Origin of the sequence: Ruoffia sp. FAM 26255 (assembly GCF_045528525.1) — a bacterium.
GTDB lineage: Bacteria > Bacillota > Bacilli > Lactobacillales > Aerococcaceae > Ruoffia > Ruoffia tabacinasalis.
Map to the genome: position 1 here is coordinate 1 of NZ_JBGQQX010000010.1, position 21383 is coordinate 21383.

The 21383-nt window shown below is 38.3% G+C and carries 18 protein-coding genes and 3 pseudogenes; 10 read left to right on the plus strand and 11 right to left on the minus strand.

Annotation, left to right across the window (positions count from 1 at the left end; genetic code table 11):
• Positions 1 to 543 precede the first annotated feature (543 nt).
• Entirely contained in the window at positions 544 to 1458 is a 915-nt protein-coding gene (locus ACEN31_RS03245; RefSeq protein ID WP_407094203.1) for a nuclease-related domain-containing protein, read from the minus strand.
• Between the two features lie 511 nt (positions 1459 to 1969).
• Between ACEN31_RS03245 and ACEN31_RS03250 the strand changes: the two genes are divergently transcribed.
• Both ACEN31_RS03250 and ACEN31_RS03255 read left to right on the plus strand, forming a co-directional pair.
• Positions 1970 to 2233 (plus strand): ArsR/SmtB family transcription factor, encoded by a 264-nt coding sequence (locus ACEN31_RS03250; RefSeq protein WP_407108613.1) that lies wholly within the window; start codon positions 1970 to 1972, stop codon positions 2231 to 2233.
• 91 nt (positions 2234 to 2324) lie between these two features.
• On the plus strand, positions 2325 to 3179 hold the full coding sequence (locus ACEN31_RS03255; protein ID WP_407108614.1) for a DegV family protein: 855 nt from the start codon (positions 2325 to 2327) through the stop codon (positions 3177 to 3179).
• Between the two features lie 37 nt (positions 3180 to 3216).
• Here the strand turns inward: ACEN31_RS03255 and ACEN31_RS03260 are convergent, their stop codons facing one another.
• The 3 genes from ACEN31_RS03260 to ACEN31_RS03270 are packed head-to-tail and all read right to left on the minus strand — an operon-like array spanning position 3217 to position 8079.
• A complete protein-coding gene (locus ACEN31_RS03260; RefSeq protein ID WP_407108615.1) occupies positions 3217 to 4614 on the minus strand; it encodes a tellurite resistance TerB C-terminal domain-containing protein in 1398 nt (465 codons plus the stop codon).
• Between the two features lie 20 nt (positions 4615 to 4634).
• A complete protein-coding gene (locus ACEN31_RS03265; RefSeq protein ID WP_407108616.1) occupies positions 4635 to 6749 on the minus strand; it encodes a DEAD/DEAH box helicase in 2115 nt (704 codons plus the stop codon).
• A gap of 1 nt (position 6750) precedes the next feature.
• Positions 6751 to 8079, minus strand: a complete 1329-nt coding sequence (locus ACEN31_RS03270) for a BREX system ATP-binding domain-containing protein (RefSeq protein ID WP_407108617.1) — start codon at positions 8077 to 8079, stop codon at positions 6751 to 6753.
• Positions 8080 to 8697: 618 nt separating this feature from the next.
• On the opposite strand from ACEN31_RS03270, the gene ACEN31_RS03275 reads away from it, so the two are divergent.
• The 3 genes from ACEN31_RS03275 to ACEN31_RS03285 all read left to right on the plus strand — a co-directional run bounded on the left by ACEN31_RS03275 (position 8698) and on the right by ACEN31_RS03285 (position 10692).
• Complete coding sequence (locus tag ACEN31_RS03275) at positions 8698 to 9033, plus strand: hypothetical protein (protein WP_407090802.1); 336 nt, start codon at positions 8698 to 8700, stop codon at positions 9031 to 9033.
• Between the two features lie 124 nt (positions 9034 to 9157).
• A complete protein-coding gene (locus ACEN31_RS03280; RefSeq protein ID WP_407090803.1) occupies positions 9158 to 10231 on the plus strand; it encodes an iron-containing alcohol dehydrogenase family protein in 1074 nt (357 codons plus the stop codon).
• A gap of 272 nt (positions 10232 to 10503) precedes the next feature.
• A complete protein-coding gene (locus tag ACEN31_RS03285; RefSeq protein ID WP_407090806.1) occupies positions 10504 to 10692 on the plus strand; it encodes a transposase in 189 nt (62 codons plus the stop codon).
• Between the two features lie 119 nt (positions 10693 to 10811).
• Here the strand turns inward: ACEN31_RS03285 and ACEN31_RS03290 are convergent, their stop codons facing one another.
• Positions 10812 to 11348, minus strand: a complete 537-nt coding sequence (locus ACEN31_RS03290; protein ID WP_407090804.1) for a sigma-70 family RNA polymerase sigma factor — start codon at positions 11346 to 11348, stop codon at positions 10812 to 10814.
• A gap of 119 nt (positions 11349 to 11467) precedes the next feature.
• Entirely contained in the window at positions 11468 to 11743 is a 276-nt protein-coding gene (locus ACEN31_RS03295) for a helix-turn-helix domain-containing protein (RefSeq protein ID WP_407108618.1), read from the minus strand.
• Between the two features lie 940 nt (positions 11744 to 12683).
• On the opposite strand from ACEN31_RS03295, the gene ACEN31_RS03300 reads away from it, so the two are divergent.
• Together ACEN31_RS03300 and ACEN31_RS03305 are read left to right on the plus strand one after the other, a co-directional pair.
• Positions 12684 to 14150: an FAD/NAD(P)-binding protein gene (locus ACEN31_RS03300; RefSeq protein ID WP_407108619.1), complete on the plus strand. Its 1467-nt coding sequence runs from the start codon at positions 12684 to 12686 to the stop codon at positions 14148 to 14150.
• 350 nt (positions 14151 to 14500) lie between these two features.
• Positions 14501 to 15454, plus strand: a pseudogene (locus tag ACEN31_RS03305) (IS30 family transposase).
• A gap of 144 nt (positions 15455 to 15598) precedes the next feature.
• Here the strand turns inward: ACEN31_RS03305 and ACEN31_RS03310 are convergent.
• Together ACEN31_RS03310 and ACEN31_RS03315 are read right to left on the minus strand one after the other, a co-directional pair.
• Positions 15599 to 16492 carry an alpha/beta fold hydrolase gene (locus tag ACEN31_RS03310; RefSeq protein ID WP_407108620.1) on the minus strand — a complete coding sequence of 298 codons (894 nt, stop codon included), beginning with the start codon at positions 16490 to 16492 and terminating at the stop codon, positions 15599 to 15601.
• Complete coding sequence (locus ACEN31_RS03315) at positions 16489 to 17100, minus strand: TetR/AcrR family transcriptional regulator (protein ID WP_407108621.1); 612 nt, start codon at positions 17098 to 17100, stop codon at positions 16489 to 16491. Before ACEN31_RS03315 ends, ACEN31_RS03310 begins: the two co-directional genes overlap by 4 nt.
• Positions 17101 to 17541: 441 nt before the next feature.
• On the opposite strand from ACEN31_RS03315, the gene ACEN31_RS03320 reads away from it, so the two are divergent.
• Together ACEN31_RS03320 and ACEN31_RS03325 are read left to right on the plus strand one after the other, a co-directional pair.
• Entirely contained in the window at positions 17542 to 18147 is a 606-nt protein-coding gene (locus ACEN31_RS03320) for a transposase (protein WP_407108622.1), read from the plus strand.
• A 3-nt stretch (positions 18148 to 18150) separates the two neighbouring features.
• Positions 18151 to 18621 carry an IS30 family transposase gene (locus ACEN31_RS03325; protein WP_407108647.1) on the plus strand — a complete coding sequence of 157 codons (471 nt, stop codon included), beginning with the start codon at positions 18151 to 18153 and terminating at the stop codon, positions 18619 to 18621.
• Positions 18622 to 18804: 183 nt separating this feature from the next.
• Here the strand turns inward: ACEN31_RS03325 and ACEN31_RS03330 are convergent.
• The 3 genes and pseudogenes from ACEN31_RS03330 to ACEN31_RS03340 form a co-directional block, all read right to left on the minus strand.
• Positions 18805 to 19017 (minus strand): annotated as a pseudogene (locus ACEN31_RS03330) (helix-turn-helix domain-containing protein); the annotation flags it as partial.
• Between the two features lie 183 nt (positions 19018 to 19200).
• Positions 19201 to 19869 (minus strand): Crp/Fnr family transcriptional regulator, encoded by a 669-nt coding sequence (locus tag ACEN31_RS03335; protein WP_138405376.1) that lies wholly within the window; start codon positions 19867 to 19869, stop codon positions 19201 to 19203.
• A gap of 129 nt (positions 19870 to 19998) precedes the next feature.
• Positions 19999 to 20445: an organic hydroperoxide resistance protein gene (locus tag ACEN31_RS03340; protein ID WP_138405375.1), complete on the minus strand. Its 447-nt coding sequence runs from the start codon at positions 20443 to 20445 to the stop codon at positions 19999 to 20001.
• Positions 20446 to 20902: 457 nt separating this feature from the next.
• Between ACEN31_RS03340 and ACEN31_RS03345 the strand changes: the two are divergent.
• Positions 20903 to 21382, plus strand: a pseudogene (locus tag ACEN31_RS03345) (IS30 family transposase); the annotation flags it as partial.
• Position 21383: the final 1 nt, after the last annotated feature.

Below are 21383 nucleotides of genomic sequence, written 5' to 3' on the forward strand. Positions count from 1 at the left end.
TTCGATATTAATTGATTTCCACGAAAATTGGGAAAATAACGCTCGGACATTCTTACAAGTGTAATGTGCATGATGACCAGATGATATAACTACATTGAGACTTTTACACAAGATTATGGACTTGACACAAACCGTAATCCATTTGGCTTGAGCTGAGCTAACTTAGGACAAACCGCAATCTCATTTGGCTTCAGTTAGCCGAACTAGAGACAAACCGCAACCCCATTTGGCTTGAGTTGAGCTAACTCAGGACAAACCACAACCTCATTTGGCTTGAGTTGACAGAACTCAGGACAAACCGCAACTCCATTTGGCTTGAGTTGGCCGAACTTGAGACAAACCGCAACTCCATTTGGCTTGAGTTGAGCTAACTCAGGACAAACCGCAACTCCATTTGGCTTGAGCTGACTGAACTAGAGACAAACCGCAATCTCATTTGGCTTGAGTTGACCGAACTTAGGACAAACCCCAATTCCATTTGGCTTGAGTTGACCGAACTTGAGACAAACCGCAACTCCATTTGGCTCCAGACGACCCACTATCTCATATTTGAATATCATAATACAAGCTACTCGTCGCACCAATTATCTTATATCGACTTGTTAGGGCTCTAGAAATTGTTCGTTCGCTGATTAACTTACCACAAAACTCATAGATATTACGTCGTGTCAGCATTTCCGGGTGGTCGTAATACATGTAGCGTAATTGATAAGCGGTTCGCAGTGCTGCTTCGTGCTTATGTTCGGTTGTTAAGCAGCTACGACACTGTATGCTTTTATACTTAGATTGCGTCTCAAAACTTCCGCACGCTTTACAAGTAATACCTTTTCGCAATTCAGCAAAAGATTCGAGTGGCAATGATTTCGGTACAAAAGGCGACGTTGCTTGATGTTTTTTCAAAACTCGAGACACACGATCGAACTTTTGGTTCGATAGGGGGTAATCATTCCTTTCGCGAAACTTTCGTATAAATCGCTGCAATTGATTACGCATAACAACATCGAATTCATTACCATTTTTCAAGCGCACATCACTATGCTCATTAATAAACACCATCGCGCCAACTACTTTTATCTCTGTGCTCACTTCGGCAGCAATGTGGCGAATCCGATTCAACCGATGATTCATTTTAGCAACTTGATCGTCACTCATCAGACGCCCGTTAATATAACATTCTCTATCCTTATACTCAAAAAGACCATGATAATTTTTCACTTCTATAACAAGCCACTCCTGTTCAGAAATCACTAACATATCCGCTTCCATGAGCTTGCCGTGATTAAACCAATAATTCGAAACATAATGCCAATGCTCACTGCCGTACTTTTTGAACCACTCCAATTGCTCATTCTCACCTCGAAAGCCCTGCTCTAAATTATAAAACTCTTTCTCCATCTCTTTACTTAAAAGTGCTTCACGAGTTCCACAAATTAATAACTGTTCCAACTTTTTACTCATTTAAAATTTTCACCTCCATATATAGATACGTAAAAAACACTGAATTCCATTTTTATTTTTTTAAAAAAGTTAAATAAAATAAGCCACTTAAAAAGCAGCCTTTAAAAACCTAATAATAATGTTAAAAAAATATTCTAGTTTTAATATAATTCAAATAAGCGCATATGTTCAGCGCCCATTCAAAATACATTCTTACAAAAAAATATCCACTAAATATAATAATTTTATAGCAATATCTGAGTCACTAGAGTATTATATAATTATATTAAAAAATTGTAACTTGGATGTTTTTTCGTGAAAAATACTAAAGTAACAATCACATATTCAGGTAAACTTTAAGTTAAATTAGACGATACTGGCGGCTTAGTGAATGAAGAAATTAAAAACAGAGCCATGGAAGAAATTGCCAACGATATTAATTTTGTTATATTTATCATCTGTTATTTTACTTAAAATTTAACTTATTACAATTTAATTATAATTAACAACTTTTAACTAAGGAGGATATAGTATGAGTATGGATTATGACGCATGCGCGAATTTACTTAAATCAATCAGTCATCCAATCAGGCTTTCACTCGTGAAGGTGTTATCTGACTGTGAAGAAATGAGTGTTGGCTCGATTCAAGAGGTCTTAGACTTACCTCAATCGACTGTCTCACAACAATTAATGAAATTAAAACAAGTAAATGCTGTATCAACACGCCGAGAAGGAACGAGAATTTACTACAAATTGATTGACCACCGTATAAAACAAATCATTGAAATACTATAATACTCGTCATTTATAGAATTCCTTTAGCCGTTACATTGTGGTATTATGAACTAAAGTTCACTTATCAACTCAATAACCTATGGAGGCTATTATGACAAAATTTATTATTACCGCTGAAAGCGGATCTGATCTACCCAAAGAGCTAGTCGAACGTTACGGTGTACGCATCATTCCTATGCATGTCACAATGGGAGATGAGACACGCCCGGATGGAACTTTCCCAGTTGAAGAAGTCTTTGATTTCTATGAAAAGACTGGCACACTGCCTAAGACTGCTGGAAGTACACCTGACGACAATGCAAAATGCTTTCGTCAAATTTTTGAGGAATATCCTGATGCACATATTATTCATATTGCATATTCTGCAGTAACAACCGTCTCATTTAACGCAGCTAAAATTGCTGCGGAAGACTTTGAAAATATTCATCTCGTTGACAGCAAAAATGTGGCGATTGGCCAAACTGCCATTATCAAAGCAACTGCTGAATATATTGAACATCATCCAGACGCAAGTCCTGAAGATGTCATTGCCTTTGTTGAAAATATTCGCGAACGTACGCGTTTTATATTTTTACCAAATACATTGTTATATCTAAAAGCCGGTGGACGCGTATCAAACTTAGCTTTCCATGGTGCTGCACTTCTTAATATTCACCCAACCATTGTCATCGAAGATGGTTACTTAGTGTCAGGAAAAAAATACCGCGGTAACTTTGACCGTTGTATTAAAAAAATGATCGCTGATTTCTTTAACATTTATAACATTGATCCAGAAACAGTGATGGTCTGTGGCTCACCGGGTGTGACTGATGAAAATAAGGATTTAGTGTACAGTCTGTTAAGCCAACACAATGCGAATACAGATCAATGGTTTGACACTGGAGCAGTTATCTCAAGTCATGGTGGACCTGGTGCGATTGGTCTTCTAGGAATTGAAAGAGAATAATTACGAAAACAAAACCCACTCAGCCGAGTGGGTTTTATTAGTCTAACTCAGAAAAATCATTCTCAACAAGTTCATTTAATTCATCAATATAAAATTCATCGACAACAATCGCGTCACCTTCAACTACAACTACCTGATCTTCAAAAGCATCATATAGAAATTGATTCACGGCATGAATAAAGGCATTGAGTAACGTCCCATTTTCTCGACAAGTTTCTGTCACTTCAGTCACGCTGAGTGATGTTTCCTTTACAAGTCGTCTCACAAATTCTTTATAAGTTTGATTTTCATCTACGGGTTGGTCCTTAGCTTCAGTCACTTCACTCACTTCGACTTCAACTTGCTCTTCTTCGAAATCATCTTCGCCTACAAAATCACTAATCATATTCACAACTGAAGATAAGTCTTTTTGTGAATCGGATATTTTTGTTGGATTTAATCGGATAACTTTAGGTTGTTTCTTCGTTGCGACTTCGATTAGTGAAGCATTGTGAGCCATAATTGCTTCAAATACCGCCTTACGGAAGCGACGGCTAAGATTGTCCTCATCGGCCTCAACTCTAATCTGACGCATTTTGTATTTTTTCCGAATTGTATTTTCTGCTATTTTTAATAAGGATGACATGAAGCGATGATATTTATTCTCAGCAGATGGGTTTAAAGGACGCTTCACAATACGGTAAATAAACCGATTGCGTTTATCACTGCGCGTAGGTCCCTCTTCCCATTTGTCAGAAGTAATAATTTCCCAATAGTTTAAATAGAGGGAAACAATCTCATCTTTATGCTCACCTAGCCAAGGTTTTGTTGTCCTTGGTGTGGTTGATTGCATAATATTTAATTGAACTTGGGTCATGTCGTTTTCCTCACGGTACTTCCCGTCCATGTCCCACCACACTTCTTCTGTCCCGTATTCAGTCAGTCCAAATAACTGACGAAATTCAGGACTTGCAGGTGGTAAGTCTCTTAAAAATTGCTCCATGACAGCACCGATGACATTTAAATCCGATGGCTCAAAGGCTTGTTCAAGTAAATAAGTATCGTAACTTGAATAGGTGTCATAACTAGGTAGGTAATGATAAATAATATGTGTGCGTAAATACTTAAACAAGGCTTGGAACAGGTAATTGTTATCAAAGGCATAGGTCGTTGACCGTCGCATAAATTTCCTTAAGTTTTTTCGTCTCTTAACAAAGCAGTGTTCTAACGCTTTCATGACTTCCAAATATAAAGAAGTCACAAGGTCTTGAAACTCACTCGAATAAACTAACTCATCATAATAACGGTCGACTTCAACAAATTCTAGCCAATCAATCCCTTTATCAATTGGTTTCGCAAATTGGATTTTCTCCGGGATCTCATCAGTTACATCAATAATATCTTCAACATTATTACTCTTCCAATTTTTAATGGCGTCATAACGAATGAATTTCATCGAACACCCTCCTTTCAAAATTATTCTATCTCACTAAGATAAGCAAAAACAGTCATCAAGTCCAGTTGATTTTCAATCACATAATCGATCATTAAAGAACGTGGGACTAGCTGTTGGTATTTTAAATGATTTGTTTCACCTAAGAGTAAGGAATCTTCACGGTCAAAGAAATCATAAAATTGCTGATAAGTCACAAGTGTATCGCGAATTTCTTGCATTGTCCGGTCCAAATCTTTCCCCATTAACGTGGTCGCATGTAGGTCGTTTATTCGAACGCGCTGGCCGGTAAACAATTCAATCATGTAAGCCAGCGTCCGGTTTGCTTTCGAACCTAGAAAAGTGACTAACCACGGGTCTCCTTGATCCGTTAATTGATAATAAAAACCATCTCGGTAGACGATCTTATCTGCAAGATGGTTTAACGTCGAACGGATTTCACCGCTGTAACGAGATTGGTCGTCCCGGTAAAGTATCTCTCGCATTCTTTGTCTCACGATATTGGACACATCTTGCCGATCCCGTGATTCAAAGTAAGCTTCCCCGACTTTCGCAGGCATGACATGAACTTGTTTCTGTTCAAATTCAATGCCCAAAATTCGCCAGACTTTCCCACTTAATAAAATATTGTCCCCAGGTCTTAAGCCTGGTTCTAAGGCAATCGTTCCAATATGTTGCAACTGGTGATAGACTCTTAGTTCAGGTTCTGTAAAGAATTGCGTATAAAACTCAGCCATTCGAAGTAGAGGCTGCGCTTCATACCCAGAAATCAATTCAAAGTTATCGAGCAACTCTAAATATTCTTTGGACAGCATACTGTCAATTAATTCATTGATTTCCTCTTCCGTAATCTTTTCCCAAACTTTCCCACGTCTTAATTCGGTCAATAAATTAGGTCGCGTTAGCCCATTGTGTTCAATGACTAGAGAAATAATTTGATGTGCTAAGACGTCATAAGGTTTATTCACGGCAGGTGTGTTATCCAGTTGCCCTTCCTCTAACAATTCAATTGTCGCTAAGCCTTGAAGTAAACTCCAAGGTTCATTGGCTATAAAGCGCAGTTTATTCACACCCGTTCGCCGTCCACTTCGCCCAATTCTTTGAGAAAGGGTGGACACATTGGGTGGTGCCCCGTATTGAACCACACTATCAACGGAACCAATATCAATTCCCAATTCTAAAGTAGATGTACAAGTGATTGTAAATTTACGTCCGCGACTTTCTTTTGCGAATTCTTCAGCGAATAATCGCGTTTGTTTAGGTAAAGAGGCATGATGAACAAAATACGAACTAAAATTCTGCATATCCGTCTCTGCTCTTTGATTTAAATTAGACCCGATCTTCTCAACTTTATTACGACTATTTGGGAAAACTAACATCGACTCCTTCAAAGAAGCTTGATAAATCACATCCATCTCTTGTTTGAAAGAATGCATATCCCCTTTTGCTTTCGGAAAATAAAACACTTGGTGCTCCTTTTCATTCACACCTCTATCAACAATGATACTCGTCTCGCATTGATTTTGAAAAAAGCTCTTCAAATTAATGTAGTCATCTTGATTAAGTGTGGCAGAAAGACCTATACAACGTGATTCTCTTTGTGTATAAGTTGCTAAACGATTTAATAAAGATTGCAATTGTATGCCTCGGTTCTCACCTAAAAAGCTATGGATTTCATCAATAATAATCCAATCTGTTTCAGCGAATAATGTCCGAGCCTCATGTGGTCGTCCAACGAGCATTGCTTCAATGGACTCCGGCGTAATTAACACGATACCATTCGGTTTCTTCAGTAATTTCTTCTTCTTGGACGAATTGGCTTCGCCATGCCAACTCGTAACGGTAATACCCATCTCACTACACAAAGACATCAAGCGTTTGAATTGGTCGTTAATTAGGGCTATGAGAGGTGAGATATACACTATTCGAACGCCCGTATCCCAATCTTCTATACTATTCATCGCAGGTAAGAAGGCCGCTTCAGTCTTTCCTGAAGCCGTCGGTGCAGCAATCACAAAGTTATTTGGACTTTCTTGGGCAAAGGTAATCGCCTTTTTCTGAATAGGTCGCAATTCTTGCCAGCCACTTTGATAAATATACTCTCTTAGTGAGCGGTTCAAACGTGAGAAAGCATCCATATTAAATTACCTCGATGATATCGTCATGATCGTCTTCATCTTTTTCTACTGGTGCGCTTAATTCACCAAATTTACTCTCAAGCGCCTCTAAAGCTTTCACTCCTGGGTTTTGACGCATGATCGCGAGTATTTCCATAAAATCTTTGATGACAGCCCGCGGTGTTAAAAATTCTGCAGCACCTGGTCGGTTTAATTGGGCTTCCATATAGCGAATAATTTCTGCTTCAGGAAAATCTATTTCTATACCGTAATTCACTTGATACACATTGAGTAAGTTTGCTAATAACGTATAAATTTCCTCATTCGTTAGAGGTTTCAAAGCCAAAGCTGTTCGGTCTGTATTGATATATTCAGAATCTAAACTTTCTTCTATTCCGAGTCTTCCTTGAAGAGCTCCGTAACTCGCCATTCCACGGCGTTGGTCGTAAACTGTCTTACGAGTCGCTCCGAAGTTTACAAATAATCCCCGTGCCACATCTGATTTACACTCATTATATATATTTAACACACGCTCGTAATTGCGTTCTCTAGAAATTCCATTCGCTAATTTATATAAATTAACCGCTTCATCAAAATTCACTACAAAGCCACTGTAACCAATATCTAAGAATAACTCAGCCATTGTTTTCAGAGCGTCATACCAATTATCATCTTTAATAATTTGGTTAATCCCAAGCTCTCTTTTACTTTCGGTGACTGTGCGAATATCTCCTCGTAACCAGCGTATTGCTTGAACCGTTAGCTGGCGTTGATTGTTAATTAAGCCGTGATAGTATTTGATTAAAGCTTGGCCTAATTCGTAAGATAAGCCGACAGATTTGAAAGAGGTAGTAATATCCAGAATGGTATTTTCAACATCAGTCGCATACTTCGGATCCATCATATCAGCTTGACTGATGCCTTTATCTGCCCCAACCTTTTGAAAAACAGTCATCAGCCACTCTTCGATAATTGTGTTTAAAACATTACCGGATTGCGCTGTTTTAGTAACTAAATTATTCATAATTTCTTTATATAATGCAACGGCACTACCATCACTCGCATATAATCGACGGTTCGGTGTTAAATCAACCGTTGAACTCACAAAGTTTTTTTGTTGAGCTAAATTTTGAATGGTTTGTAGCATGAAACTTTTACCGCTACCAAAATCTCCAACCCAAATTCGCAAATCACTATTTCCTTCTGAAACAGATTCTAAGATACGAATAACTTCTTCCACTTCGTTGCGTCGGCCCACTAATAGATGTTCAATCCCTCTTGTTGGAACGACACCTGCCTCCAAAGCTTTAATAATATTATCTGCGTCTTTACGTCTAACTTTCACCGCCATTAAATACACTCCCTTTTAAAAACTATACGCCCCGATTATAGCATAACACAAGGCTTAAACCAAACATTTGTTCTGTTTTTGTAGGCGGATTTTTTGCGGATGGAACTGGAGACAAACCAATGGTTCATTTGGCCTGAGTTGGGGTAACTTAGGACAAACCGATCGGCCATTTGACTTGAGTTGGGGTAACTCAGGACAAACCGCTTGTTCATTTGGCTTGAGGTGGGGCAACTCAGGACAAACCGCTCGTTCATTTGGCTTGAGGTGGGGTAACTCAGGACAAACCGTTCGTTCATTTGGCTTGAGGTGGGGCAACTTAGGACAAACCGGATCTCCATTTGGCTTGAGGTGGGGCAACTCAGGACAAACCGCTCGGCCATTTGGCTTGAGTTGGGGTAACTCAGGACAAACCGCTCGTCCATTTGGCTTGAGTTGGGGTAACTCAGGACAAACCGCTCGGTCATGTGGCTTGAGTTGGACATTTTTTGCCATTTTGATTAAAATTAAATGAGCATTTGATAAATTTTGTATTTATTTTCTAATATTATGTAGTATACTATAGTAAACTAGTACCATAATTAAATTTTATCAACTATTAAATAGTAAGGGGTTAGTATAATGAAGAAAATTGCCCGTACCTTTGCTACTATTGCATTTATCTTAAGTGTTCTATATCTCATTTACCTGTATATAACGATTGATCAGTCGGCGTCTGCGAATGAAATCAGTCTATCAGATCAATTTACTGCGCACATTATTTCAGTTGGACTGGCATTTTTAATGAATGGTGTGGGTTTAGTCTTCAATTCGAGGAACTTTGTCTTAGCGGGCGCGTTTTTCTATGTTGTGGCCATCTTACAACTACCGGGAAACCTCTTCTTTGTGGCTGTGCAGGCACTCTTATCTGTTACTGCCTTTATTGTCGGGAAGCCGGAAAGAGACCAGTTTATATAGACGGCATCCTGCATGTCTTACGTGATAAAAAGTAGAAATCCAATCTTTAATCGGGTTCACTTGCCATATTTATTAAATTCCCCTATAATTAAGATTAAAAAATTATAATAAAGAGAGGGATTTAATGACTTTAACTGTAAACTTACCCAACTTTACCATCGGAGAAAACGCCTATGACGAAATCGCCACTTACTGTGCACCTTTTGGAACGAAAGTTGCAATTATTGGGGGTAAAAAAGCCTTAGAAGCTAGCCAAGAACGTCTTTTAAATGCCCTATCCAAAACAGAATTAGAGGCCATAGACACGATTTGGTACGGGAAAAATGCAAACTTATCAAATATCGACCGTTTATCTGAAATTGAATCAGTTAAAGAGGCGGATATGTTGTTTGCAGTCGGCGGTGGTCGCGCCATTGATGCGGTTAAATCAGTGGCACATAGACTAGACAAACCTGTCTTCTCATTCCCAACGATTGCCTCTACTTGTGCCCCAACCACCGCAGTGTGTGTCTTGTATGAAGACAGCGACGAGATGCACGGGTTAGAAATGCTTGCGCAGCCACCTATACATTCATTCGCAGATAGTACGGTCATTGCTGAAGCACCAACTGAGTACTTATGGGCAGGAATTGGTGATGCAATTACAAAAGAAATTGAATCAACTTTTTCAGCACGAGGTCGCGACTTATCATTCGAGAATGACTTAGGCGTTAAGATTGTTCAAGGCTGTAACGATCGATTAATAGCGAATGGTAAAGCTGCTATGGACGCTGCTCAAGAGCATAAAGCGAGTCCTGCGATCGACAAAGTTCTTCAAGAAATAATCGGTACAACGGCCTTAACATCAGTGTTAGTTGATAATGACTACAACTCAAACTTAGCTCACGCGCTCTATTACGGAGCGACAGCAACTAAGTCTGGAGAAACTCACTTGCATGGCGAATGGACGTGTTATGGGGCATTGGTCTTACTTACAATGGACAAACAATATGAAACACGCGATAAATTATTTGAATTCATGAAGAGCATTCATCTATCTACAACCTTAGAGCAGTTAGAACTGACATCTGAGGTAGACTTCAATAAGATGATAGATAAGTGTATGACCATGGCTGATATCAAGGTTTCACCCTATGAGATCACACGTGAAATGGTCGTCAGCGCAATACAAGAAGTTGAAGAATTGAATAAATTGTAAAGAAACAGGCAGGTGACTATTGAATCGGTTACTTGCCTATTTGATTGGTTCTAACCTGAAGGCCAGTCCGGAAGAGTTCATACAGGCCCTAGATGGAAAAAAGCCAAATGAATCGTCTACTTTTAGAAGATTCTTTGGATGAGTAGCGCTTTTATACTCAGAAAATCGATCGACTCACTCAGGATATCGAAGTCGACTTCTTAGATCACTTTCTCACCGAGTACGAATCTCTCTTGGAAATTCCAGGGATAAAATAAACTGGAGCCGCAACAATTTTAGGTGAGATTGGTCCTAAGGTCGATGCTTTTTCATCAGTGAATCACATAGCTTCTTGGGCAGGTTTATCTCAAGGTTCGTATGAAAGTTCTGGGATAAAGAAAGCCTATCGCACGACAAGAGGCAATAAGTATCTAAGGACAGCGTTAGCCGCCTGTGCCCAAAAACGATTAAGAATTGTCTGAACGGATCCATTACAATGCAGAGAAAGCACTAGGTCAACGGCAACAGAGGCTAGTGCACAAATAGAAAGCCCCATTGTTTTTTAACAATGAGACTTCCGACATTCTAATTCAGTTATTTATTAATGATTCCCCTGCAATATGCCCTTCAATGGCATTAACTTCTCTTTTATTCGACTTTTGTACTTATTCATAATCTTACGACTTATTCCCAATTCATCCGCAATATCTTGACCCGTATATCCCCCCTGAAGCAAGTAGGCAAATATTTCTCGTTCTTTAACTGTGAGGACTTCATTCGCTTGTTCAATAAACACTTGAATTTCAGGGCTCAGCCCAAACACAAAGTCACTATGCAGCAATTCACTTAATTCTGAGACATCTGATCCGACGAAATCTGTGTTCTCTGCTGACTTTCGAATTAAATCCAAAGTATAACGATATAAACCTTGTTTCGCAAAGCCTAAGAAGCGAACAAGATCCTCTTTAAATGGATCCCCATCAAACTTATCTGCAAGGGTTAATAATTTCAAACGCAACTCCTGGAGATAATCATCATAATCAGCATGGATGCGTCGCATATTTACTCGACTTAAAGTCTTAAAAAGCAATGGCTCAAATTGTGACAATAACTTCTCATGTTCTTTCCGCGGATCCATTTATAAACCTCCTAATAAATGACAAAAGAAACAACCGACATTTACTATTATATACTCGATATGACTAAAATAACATATCAATTGGTTTATATTGAATGCCAATGAATTCACAAAATTATCTATAGTGACGGCTGCCCTTGGTCAAAGTCTCTTAAAGAATCTTTATCAATGTTTAATTGATACTCATGTGGAAAGAAGATCTGAACAAACTCATCGAAAGAGAGTTCCAACGCCCCAAAGAGTGCTCTTAACACTTCGAACTTAGGTTTTGTATGCCCTAACAGGATGTTCGAAATCGTCGAAGGCGACACTCCTATTTCATTTGCTAATTGCTGATTGGTATAACCACAAATATAGATTTTCTGTCGTAACCTCTTACGATCAATTTCATTCATTTTATGTTCCTCTTTTCTAAATATCTAGTATATGATTAATATTATTAATCTAAAAATAAGAATAAACTATTATAAAAGGTTAATCAATTGCTTTTCAACATGTTTACATAAAATTTACAATATACATTATTATATTGATAAAAATATAACCTAAAAAATATTTATCTTGGTGAAAAATATGAAAAAAATTTATTTCTCGGATCACAATATAGCGTATTGACTGCCCTCAGCATCTTTACAAGCTATCTCCCATAATTAGGTCTTTCCGAATTTCTTTACCCTCAAAAAGGTTTTCATACATAAATTATACAAATTGATTGGAATATTTTTGTTTAATAATTACCTAAATTATGAAAATTATGTTTTTAATCTAATTTATTCCATTATATTTTTATAAACTTAAGTGACTTAACAATAAAGTTTTATAATTTAAATTATTTTTACTTATTTTTTTGGATTGTAAATTTTATGTAAAGGTGTGATGGGCGACCGATTTGAGTGGCTGGAGGAGTGTGTGGTGATTATATGTAAAGTCGTTAGTAATTGATTGAGATGCATATATGGGTTGCCAATAAAAAATAAGACTTAGAATTTTGAATGAATTCATAGTCTTAACGAGAATGCCTTCATGAGGTTCCCAATTAATAGTTAAAGTACATGTAGTTTCATCTGTAGTATTGCGAGTCGAATCTACAACTTTGTCCACGTTCATAGGACCATTATAAAGAGACGCGACGCACTGCTTTTTAGATTCTCATTGGTTACAGACACTTTGGCTTTTCAAAGTACCCCCAATCAGTAGACCACCCCATTTTTATCACATCTTCCCTACTGGGCATAATTAATACAAATTTATCAATTGACTTTATTTCCATTTCCATAAGAAACCTTTATAATAAATAAGAATATATATATAAAATGTTGATAAGAGGAGTATGATATGAGAGTCGCAGTTGTTGGCGGTGGGATTAGCGGATTTACCATTATTCGGAAATTGCTATCGCATCCTAATTTTAATAATGATTTAACGATTGATTTATTTGAGAAAGATGCTAACTTCGTGGTGGGAGCGCCTTATGGCAAGGATACGAAAGAAGCTATTATGAATGAGCATGCGCAGGATTTGAGTATTTTCCCTGAGAGTCCTGATGATTTTTTAGTGTGGCTTAGTGAGAATCATGTGGAGTACGCTAACAATGATGCTTTTGTCCCCCGTGAATTTTATGGTGATTATTTATTTGAACGTTTAAGTTATTTAATGAATTCTGAGAAAGTGAACATACACGAATCAGCCATTGTTGATTGTGAGATCGATTCAGAGCGCGATATTTACCGCCTTCAAGCAGATGATGGTCAGTGGCATGAGGATTATCAAACGGTTTTCTTCACAATCGGCCATCCTCCTTATGCGGATTATTATCATCTCGAAGGAACACCCCAATATATTAACAGTCCAGTTCCTATTGATGAGACGCTTGCTCATTTGCAGCCGGACCAATCGATTGGCATCATCGGAACGGGCTTATCAGCTTTAGATGTGGTTAAATATTTATTGAAACAACATAATTGGACGCACCCGATTCGATTATATACTGACGGTAATACTCCTTTTAAAACGGTGAAATTCTCACGCTATCAAGGACAAATTCAACAAAGTTTTTCAGATGAATGGATTGACTCGCATCGCAATCAAGATGGGTTCATCTCTCTTGAAGTGATGGTTGAAACGTTTTTAAATGATTTGAAGGCCAATGATATCGATATCCAAAGGCTCTTGGAATTATACGGGACAGGATCTATTAGCGAAATCCGCTCTGCCATCGCGCATCCCGATATTTCTTTAGAAAAGTTGCGTCGCTATATTGTCATGATGACGATTTATTTGCCGGATCTATATAACGCACTCACACCCCTTGACCGCGATCTTTACAAGCAAAAATACGAACGCGTCTTTAATCATTTTAGAAGCCAAATTCCAGTCGAATCTTTAGCTTTTATCTTGGAGAATTTAGATCAAGGTCGTTTGGAAATTGTGACGCGTTTGAAATCTATAATTACCGAGGATGATTCTTATCAACTGGAAACCGAGAACGGAAAAAGTTATCATGCTGATTATCTCATTAATTGTACCGGTTTCCAATTTGATATCCAAAAGGCTTTAGCATTTGATCCATTAATCAAAAATCTCTACCAACGAGACATGTTAACACCTTACTATCGCGGCGGGGCAATGGTTACTTGGCCTGATTGTCAAGTGGTCGCGAGCCGAGGTTTAATGCCAAATATGTATCTCTTGGGGCATTGGATTTCTAAGATTCATTATGGAAATAACAATATTCACTTGTGTATTAAGCAAGCGGAGCGCGTTGCGGAGGGATTTGCTGCACAATATGGAAATGATGAATAGGTAAATGTAAAAGGGATTGGCCTCGTGATTGTGAACGAGGCCTTTTTTGATATGTATGGCCCTTGTCACCTACCACGAAGCCATTTTTTCCATTTTTTAGCTCCATCCGAATTCTCCATTCATTCAACTGCTCCATCAGACCTACCCGGCTCTCTCTCAAACGAATCGACGAGCTTCAGTGCCTATTTAAAAGTTATATCGCCCTTCATAACAAGCTCAATTAATCTTTCTACCTCCTCTATACTTTTTATTGTACTTGAATTGTAAAATTAAGCTAGAAAAATAAATAAACCATCTGCGGTACACTCAAATCAAATTTCCAACCACGAAAATTAGAGGAGTGACCACAAATGGCCTACACACATCTTACCATGAAAGAACTCGGGTGGATAGAAACTTATTATGATATTGGCTATAAAGCCTATGAAATTGCGAAGAAACTGGGACGATCCAATCAACCGATCTATAATGTTGTCAACTTCCTAAAAGAAGGTGGAACGGTTCATGACTACTTGGAACGTTATACACAGAATAAATCGAAATGCGGCGCCAAGAAAAAAACATTGACAAGTGAACAGTCTCAATACGTTAAGCACCGAGTGGCTGAGGGTTGGACACCCGATGTGATCATTGGTCGAGGTGAAGTAGATCTTGGCTGTTCTATGCGTACCCTCTATAAACGATTTAAAGATAGTACGCTCTTTGATATAACGACGTTACCCATGCAAGGAAAACGAAAACCGAATGGCCATAAAGAAACGCGCGGGAAACAAGGGGACAGAAGAACGCTTGATGACCGAAAACAAGCTTATCCTTCTTACCACAATGAATTTGGTCATTTAGAAGGTGATACCATCATCGGTAAAAACCATAAGAGTGCCGTGATCACCTTTGCGGAAAGAGCGTCTAAGTTAATCATTGCTTTAAAGACACCCGGCCGGAAGGCCGAAGACATCGAGGTCACCTTGACCAACTGGTTTAAACAGCTACCCAAGAATCTTTTTAAGTCGATAACGTTTGACTGTGGCAAGGAATTTTCCAACTGGAAAAGTTTAAGCAATTAACAGGATATTTCTGTTTTCTTTGCAGATCCGGGCTGTCCCTCTCAACGTTGCCTCAACGAACATTCGAATGGGCTCTTGCGTAAAGATGGATTACCTAAACAAATGGACTTCAATGAAGTGAACCAAGCGTTTATTTCTTCGGTCGCCATTCGTAGGAATAAGATTCCTAGAAAGTCTTTAAATTATAAGACCCCGTTGGAGGTCTTTCTTGAGAATGTGTCTGGGTTAAATTATTTCTAGCTTAAATTGACAAACGAAATATTCATAAACTTAATTTTTTACCATCAACCGTTGCTATAAATATTGTATGGATTTATTTGTTACTTTTGAATTCATAACGGTCATTGGATCTTAGAGAATAAAAAATAATCTCCTCTTATAAAATTACTTATTATTTTCTATAAATACATTAACTGTTTTTCTTACTTCTGCATCATTCCCCCTCAACATATGACCGCCACTTTTAAATATTTTCATAGTAAGATTTGGAAATCTGCTTGATACATTCACCATTTTATTTACATCCGTTAGTTTGTCATCTTCAGCTTGCATTATCAAGACAGGTACCTTTAGTGATTCAATATTATAATCATCAAAATTGGCTGCCATATCTGGATTATTGACCTCGCTATCTAATTTTATGCCGATTTTTTTCTTATCAATTGGCAACATCGATTTAATAATATCTTTGTCCATTCCCATAAATTTATTGAATAATGGACTTAATAAGTACATAGGATAGTTATTAACTAATACATCTGGTGGCCCCTGTTTATAATTCACTTTTTCAACTTTTGACTTTTCAGGCATTGCCGATGAATATAAAATCAGTCCCTTACATCTTTCTGGATAATCTAAGGCAAATCTAATTGCTAGCGTTCCTCCAGCTGAAGCTCCCATAATAAAGACTTTATCTATATTTAAATAGTCTAAAAGTTCAACGTATGCTTTTGCTTGTTCTTTAGGAGTCCCATCACCCTTTATATCACTATTTAAGTATCCAAATCTTGAGGGCGCGATTATTCTCAGATTGTTTGATAAATTAGCTATATTTTCATACCCCTGATCAAATCCTCCAAATAAACCATGATTAGAAAGGATTATCTCACCCTCACCCTTATCTAAATATTCCATTTTTCCGTACGATAAATTTGCAATCTTAGGCTCATATTTCTCTAAGTTTTTATTCGCTTGTTCCAATGAATTATCCATGTTAATCTTCATAAACAATAAATAAAATAATGTGATAAGCAATATGAATTTAAATACCACTTTCATTTCTTTACCTCATATCTATCACAAAAATCGTTCATTATTTCTGATAGTTCTTTCTCTCCTTCATTAATGGACTCGATATTTGTATCATATTTCTGAATTAGAAAAAATATTGGAGTATAAAAATTTATGGCCATTGTTTGAACATCATCTTTTATAAAATAATCATTGTCCATTAGGTATTGAAAAACTATTTTTTGATATTCAATAGGAGATTTAATGAATATTTCCATATATAAATCATCAATTTCTTGATTGTTATATCGGTCTTTTAATAGCATCTTCCTGAAGTTTGAAGCGACTGGATCCAATAAATGATACTTGAATAAATCTATTGCTATATTTATAATTTCTTCCCTACTTTTATCAGCATATACTTTAGAATTTTCTCCGTTTTTTGGTAAAGACAAATTTTCTCTTTTTTCTTCTAACTGGCATCTAAAATATTCTATGCAGTGACTAAAAATATCTTGTTTACTTTTATAATGCTTATAAAGGCTTGGTGCCTTTATCCCTACATTTTCTGCTAATTCATTTAGTGATATTTCATTGAAACCCTTCATAGCAAATAGTTTTAATGATTCTCTTAAAATTTTCTCCTTCGTCTTCATTCCATACCCCCTTATGCTAATGTTCATTAGCCAACTCAATTATAAGCTAATATTCATTAGCTTGTAAATAACATTATTTAGTTAAAATAAATTTAGCCAGCTCAATGAATAATTGAGTCTGGCTTTTTAGTTACTTATTAAATAAGATAGTTGAAAATATTGTTGTCGACTTTATCTGTTTTTGTTACAATTCCCATTCTTCTCATCGAGTAACGAAATGTTTCTTCTCGTCATATTTCTGTTCTTGATACACAGATGAGCCGTCTTCAACTCTGCCATCGCTTTTCGGTTCCAATATATATTATATTAACTACTATGGAGATTCAAAGTATTTTGGCGGATTTTATAATGAACTTAGCCATTTAAAATAAAAAAAACGCCACGTGAATTCGATGTTATATTGAAGTTACCACAACTCTCAATAGACAAGGATGAATTCACATGACGCAAACCCATGATAACACAGTTTCACGCAAGGGAAAACACCTTTCCTACTCAGAACGTTGCCAAATCGCTATCCTGAAAAAGGAAGACTATTCCAACCGTCAGGTTGCCAAAGTGCTGGGACGTGTTCCGCAAACCATAAACAATGAGATTGATCGCGGAACCATCACCCAGTTAAAACGCCAAACGCAAAATGGAAAAGTGTATGACACCTACTATTCTGTTTATGACGCTGATGCAGGACAGGCCTTCTATGAAAAGCAACGACTGAACTGTGGCAGACGCCCCAAATGGGCGAACACAAATACCTTCATTGACTGGGCAGATGACAAAATGTTAAATGAAAAATGGTCGCCGGACGTCGTGGTCGGATTTGCCAGAAAACACACGCTGTTCGATTGTGCCATCATTCCTGGAACAACCGCTCTTTATCAATGGATTGACCGCGGAATCATGCGAACAAAGAACATGGACTTGCTTGAAAAACTGTCCCGTAAAATCAAAGCGGGCCGCCCAGGACACCGATCCAACAAGCGTGTTCTCGGGACGTCAATTGAAGAACGCCCTAAAGAAGTTGAAACCCAGGAAACATTCGGTCATTAGGAAATCGACACGGTCGTGGGAAACAAGACCAAGTCGGATGCCGTGCTGCTGACGCTGGCTGAACGGCAGACAAGCTTTGAAGTCATCCTAAAGTTGAACGGGAAGGACACCGAATCGGTGGACCAAGCGGTTCAACAGCTAAGAGAACGGGCTGGCGCTAACTTCGATCAATTATTTAAGACCGTGACCTCCGACAATGGCTCGGAGTTTTCGGGGCTACACGATGCTCTGCAAGATGTAGCTGACATCTATTTCAGCCACCCCTATGCTTCTTGGGAGCGTGGGACGAGCGAAAACCAGCACAAATTAATTCGCCGTTTCGTTCCCAAGGGAAGCCCGATTAGTGAGGTGAGCGAGAACCAGATTTTGCGGATCCAGCGTTGGATGAACGATTACCCGCGGAAAATTTTGGGTTATGCAACACCACATGACACATTTGTTCAAGCATTCAAGCAAGAACGATTGGGGGCTTGACCTATCATTACTTGACCTCGGCATGGCTTCATGTCTGGAAAGATGGCCTGAGGCCAGACTGGTCGGAAGACTACCATCCCTCAGTTCAATATCAGAGGGTCACTGATTTAGAATAACAAGGCAGTTACGGTACCAAGCAAATGAGTTACCTGTAGTGGCTAACTTAAACTTGAAATTTACGAAAATGATTTTATGTCTACCGCAACGCTTTTTATATACTTTATAGCGTTTGTAGTAATCAATTGCTGAGTTACCTTGTTTCAACAAATTAATAACGTTATAAATGGGCTGACGTGAACGCCTTAAGCGTTCAGCAATCATCGCAACAGAAATATTTTGATGATAATAAGATTCTATCATTACTAATTCATCCGTGGTAAGATGGGAGTAGGTCATTTATGATCACTCCTATTCTTCGTGGTGGAAGTATAGTTTGAGTGTATCATAAATGACTTTTTTATCTGTCTAGCTTAATTTTACAATCTACGGTGTATTTAATCTTAGCTAGCAAATAATAATTGAAAAGAACTTTATACTCCATTTTTCGATAACTTCAAATCATATATCGTAGTTCCCCCATCACTCCTCCAACCTCCCCAATTCCAATATCTCAATCACATTCGGTTTGGGTTGGCGGACTATCCCTGCCTTGGTCAACTTCGTCAAACTTCTGCTGAAGCTTTCTGGAGACATTCCTAGGAAGGATGCGAGTTGTTTTTTGGTTGAAGGGATCTCAATTGATAAGCTTTCTTGTTGGTTGTATGCTTCTAACAAGTAAGCCGCTAGGCGGTGGGACGTGCTTTCTGAAGTTATCCAAGTGGTTTGCTGTTCGGATTCGTTCAGGCGGTTGGATAACTCTTCCAGTAATTCTATAGCAATCTCTGGATTTTGAAGCAAGACATCTTTGAAGACATCGCGCTGAATACTGCAGACCGTTGTTGGCTCCTCCGCCTTGACATAGCGGTTTATTTGCCGGTGGCTGAACAATCCGGATTCTCCAATGAAGTCGCCCGCTTCTAATTGACGAATATACTGCTCCTTTCCCGACGCAGATAAGCGATATATTTGCACAAGACCCTTCTGAAGTAGATACAACGTATCTGAATCATCACCCGCTTGGTATAAATATTGCCCTGCCTTAAACTTCTTAACTTGAATCTGAGCTTGAATCTTCTCAATCTGATCACGTGTCAATGTTTGGAACAGGGGAATCGTGCTTATACAATAATGATAATTGGAAAAATCCATATACTCATCCTCTCACTAATGATTTATCTCCTCTCATTATAAGGCAAAGCTACCGACTTTTACTCTTTTTTGCATAAAAATAAAAAAAGCCAGAACATATTCGCCCTGGCTCATTTAATCTAATACTAATTATTTTTCTTGGCTCGCATCATAATCTACTGCTTTAACGAAGACATCGATATTCCCAGCAACAGCCTTAGAATAAGGGCATACAGTATGTGCCTCATCCGCTAACTTCTGCGTCTCTTCGCGATCAAAGTCTTGAATTCCCACTTGAATCTCAACTTCTAACTTAAAATCCGCCGCATCCGGCTTCTTGTAAAGACGTACTGTATGAAGAACTTGCGACGCATTCTTAACCTTATGCTTACCCTTCACCAATTCTAAAGCTCCGTGGAAACACGCACCGTAACCTAAGGCGAATAACTGCTCAGGATTCTGACCTTCACCCGAACCACCCATATCTTTAGGTGTCGTAATCTTCACCTCATACGTCCCATCCGCTAAGTAACTCACTCCATCACGACCACCCGTATTCACTGCACTTGTCTCATAAAGTTGTTGATAATCCGTCATCCCACATTCTCCTTTACTTATTTGATACCCCCATTATAGCACATACTAATCCTATTGCTCTTGACATAGGTCAAGGCTTGGCGAAAGTTTATGACTAGAATTCACAAAAATATTAAACTTGTGATTGCCCTGTAAGTGGATGAATCTATGCCATCACAGCTGGCGACTTAATATTGTCGAGTTTAATAACGTCTCGTTGTGCTTCACGAGACTCTGTTCCTCGCTAAATAGAGCCTCGAGTAAAAACTCTTAGAAAAGTTATTAAATCACTTTTCTAAGGGTCAACATTAAGTCATTGTGTGAAATGCGGGAAATACGGCTACACTTCAGTGTTTTGCACCTGTTTGTTGAGCCAGGATTTTACTATCTCTTTTTCTCTTCCCCTAGGCGCTCTGCGATGACTTGACTTGAGGTCACTATTAAGTTCATCAATAAACAAGCTTATCCTTCTTACCACAAAGAATTTGGACATTTAGAAGGTGATACCATCATCGGTAAAAACCATAAGAGTGCCGTGATCACCTTTGCGGAAAGAGCGTCTAAGTTAATCATTGCTTTAAAGACACCCGGCCGGAAGGCCGAAGACATCGAGGTCACCTTGACCAACTGGTTTAAACAGCTACCCAAGAATCTTTTTAAGTCGATAACGTTTGACTGTGGCAAGGAATTTTCCAACTGGAAAAGTTTAAGCAATCATCAGGATATTTCTGTTTTCTTTGCAGATCCGGGCTGTCCCTCTCAACGTGGCCTCAACGAACATTCGAATGGGCTCTTGCGTAAAGATGGATTACCTAAACAAATGGACTTCAATGAAGTGAACCAAGCGTTTATTTCTTCGGTCGCCATTCGTAGGAATAAGATTCCTAGAAAGTCTTTAAATTATAAGACCCCGTTGGAGGTCTTTCTTGAGAATGTGTCTGGGTTAAATTATTTCTAGT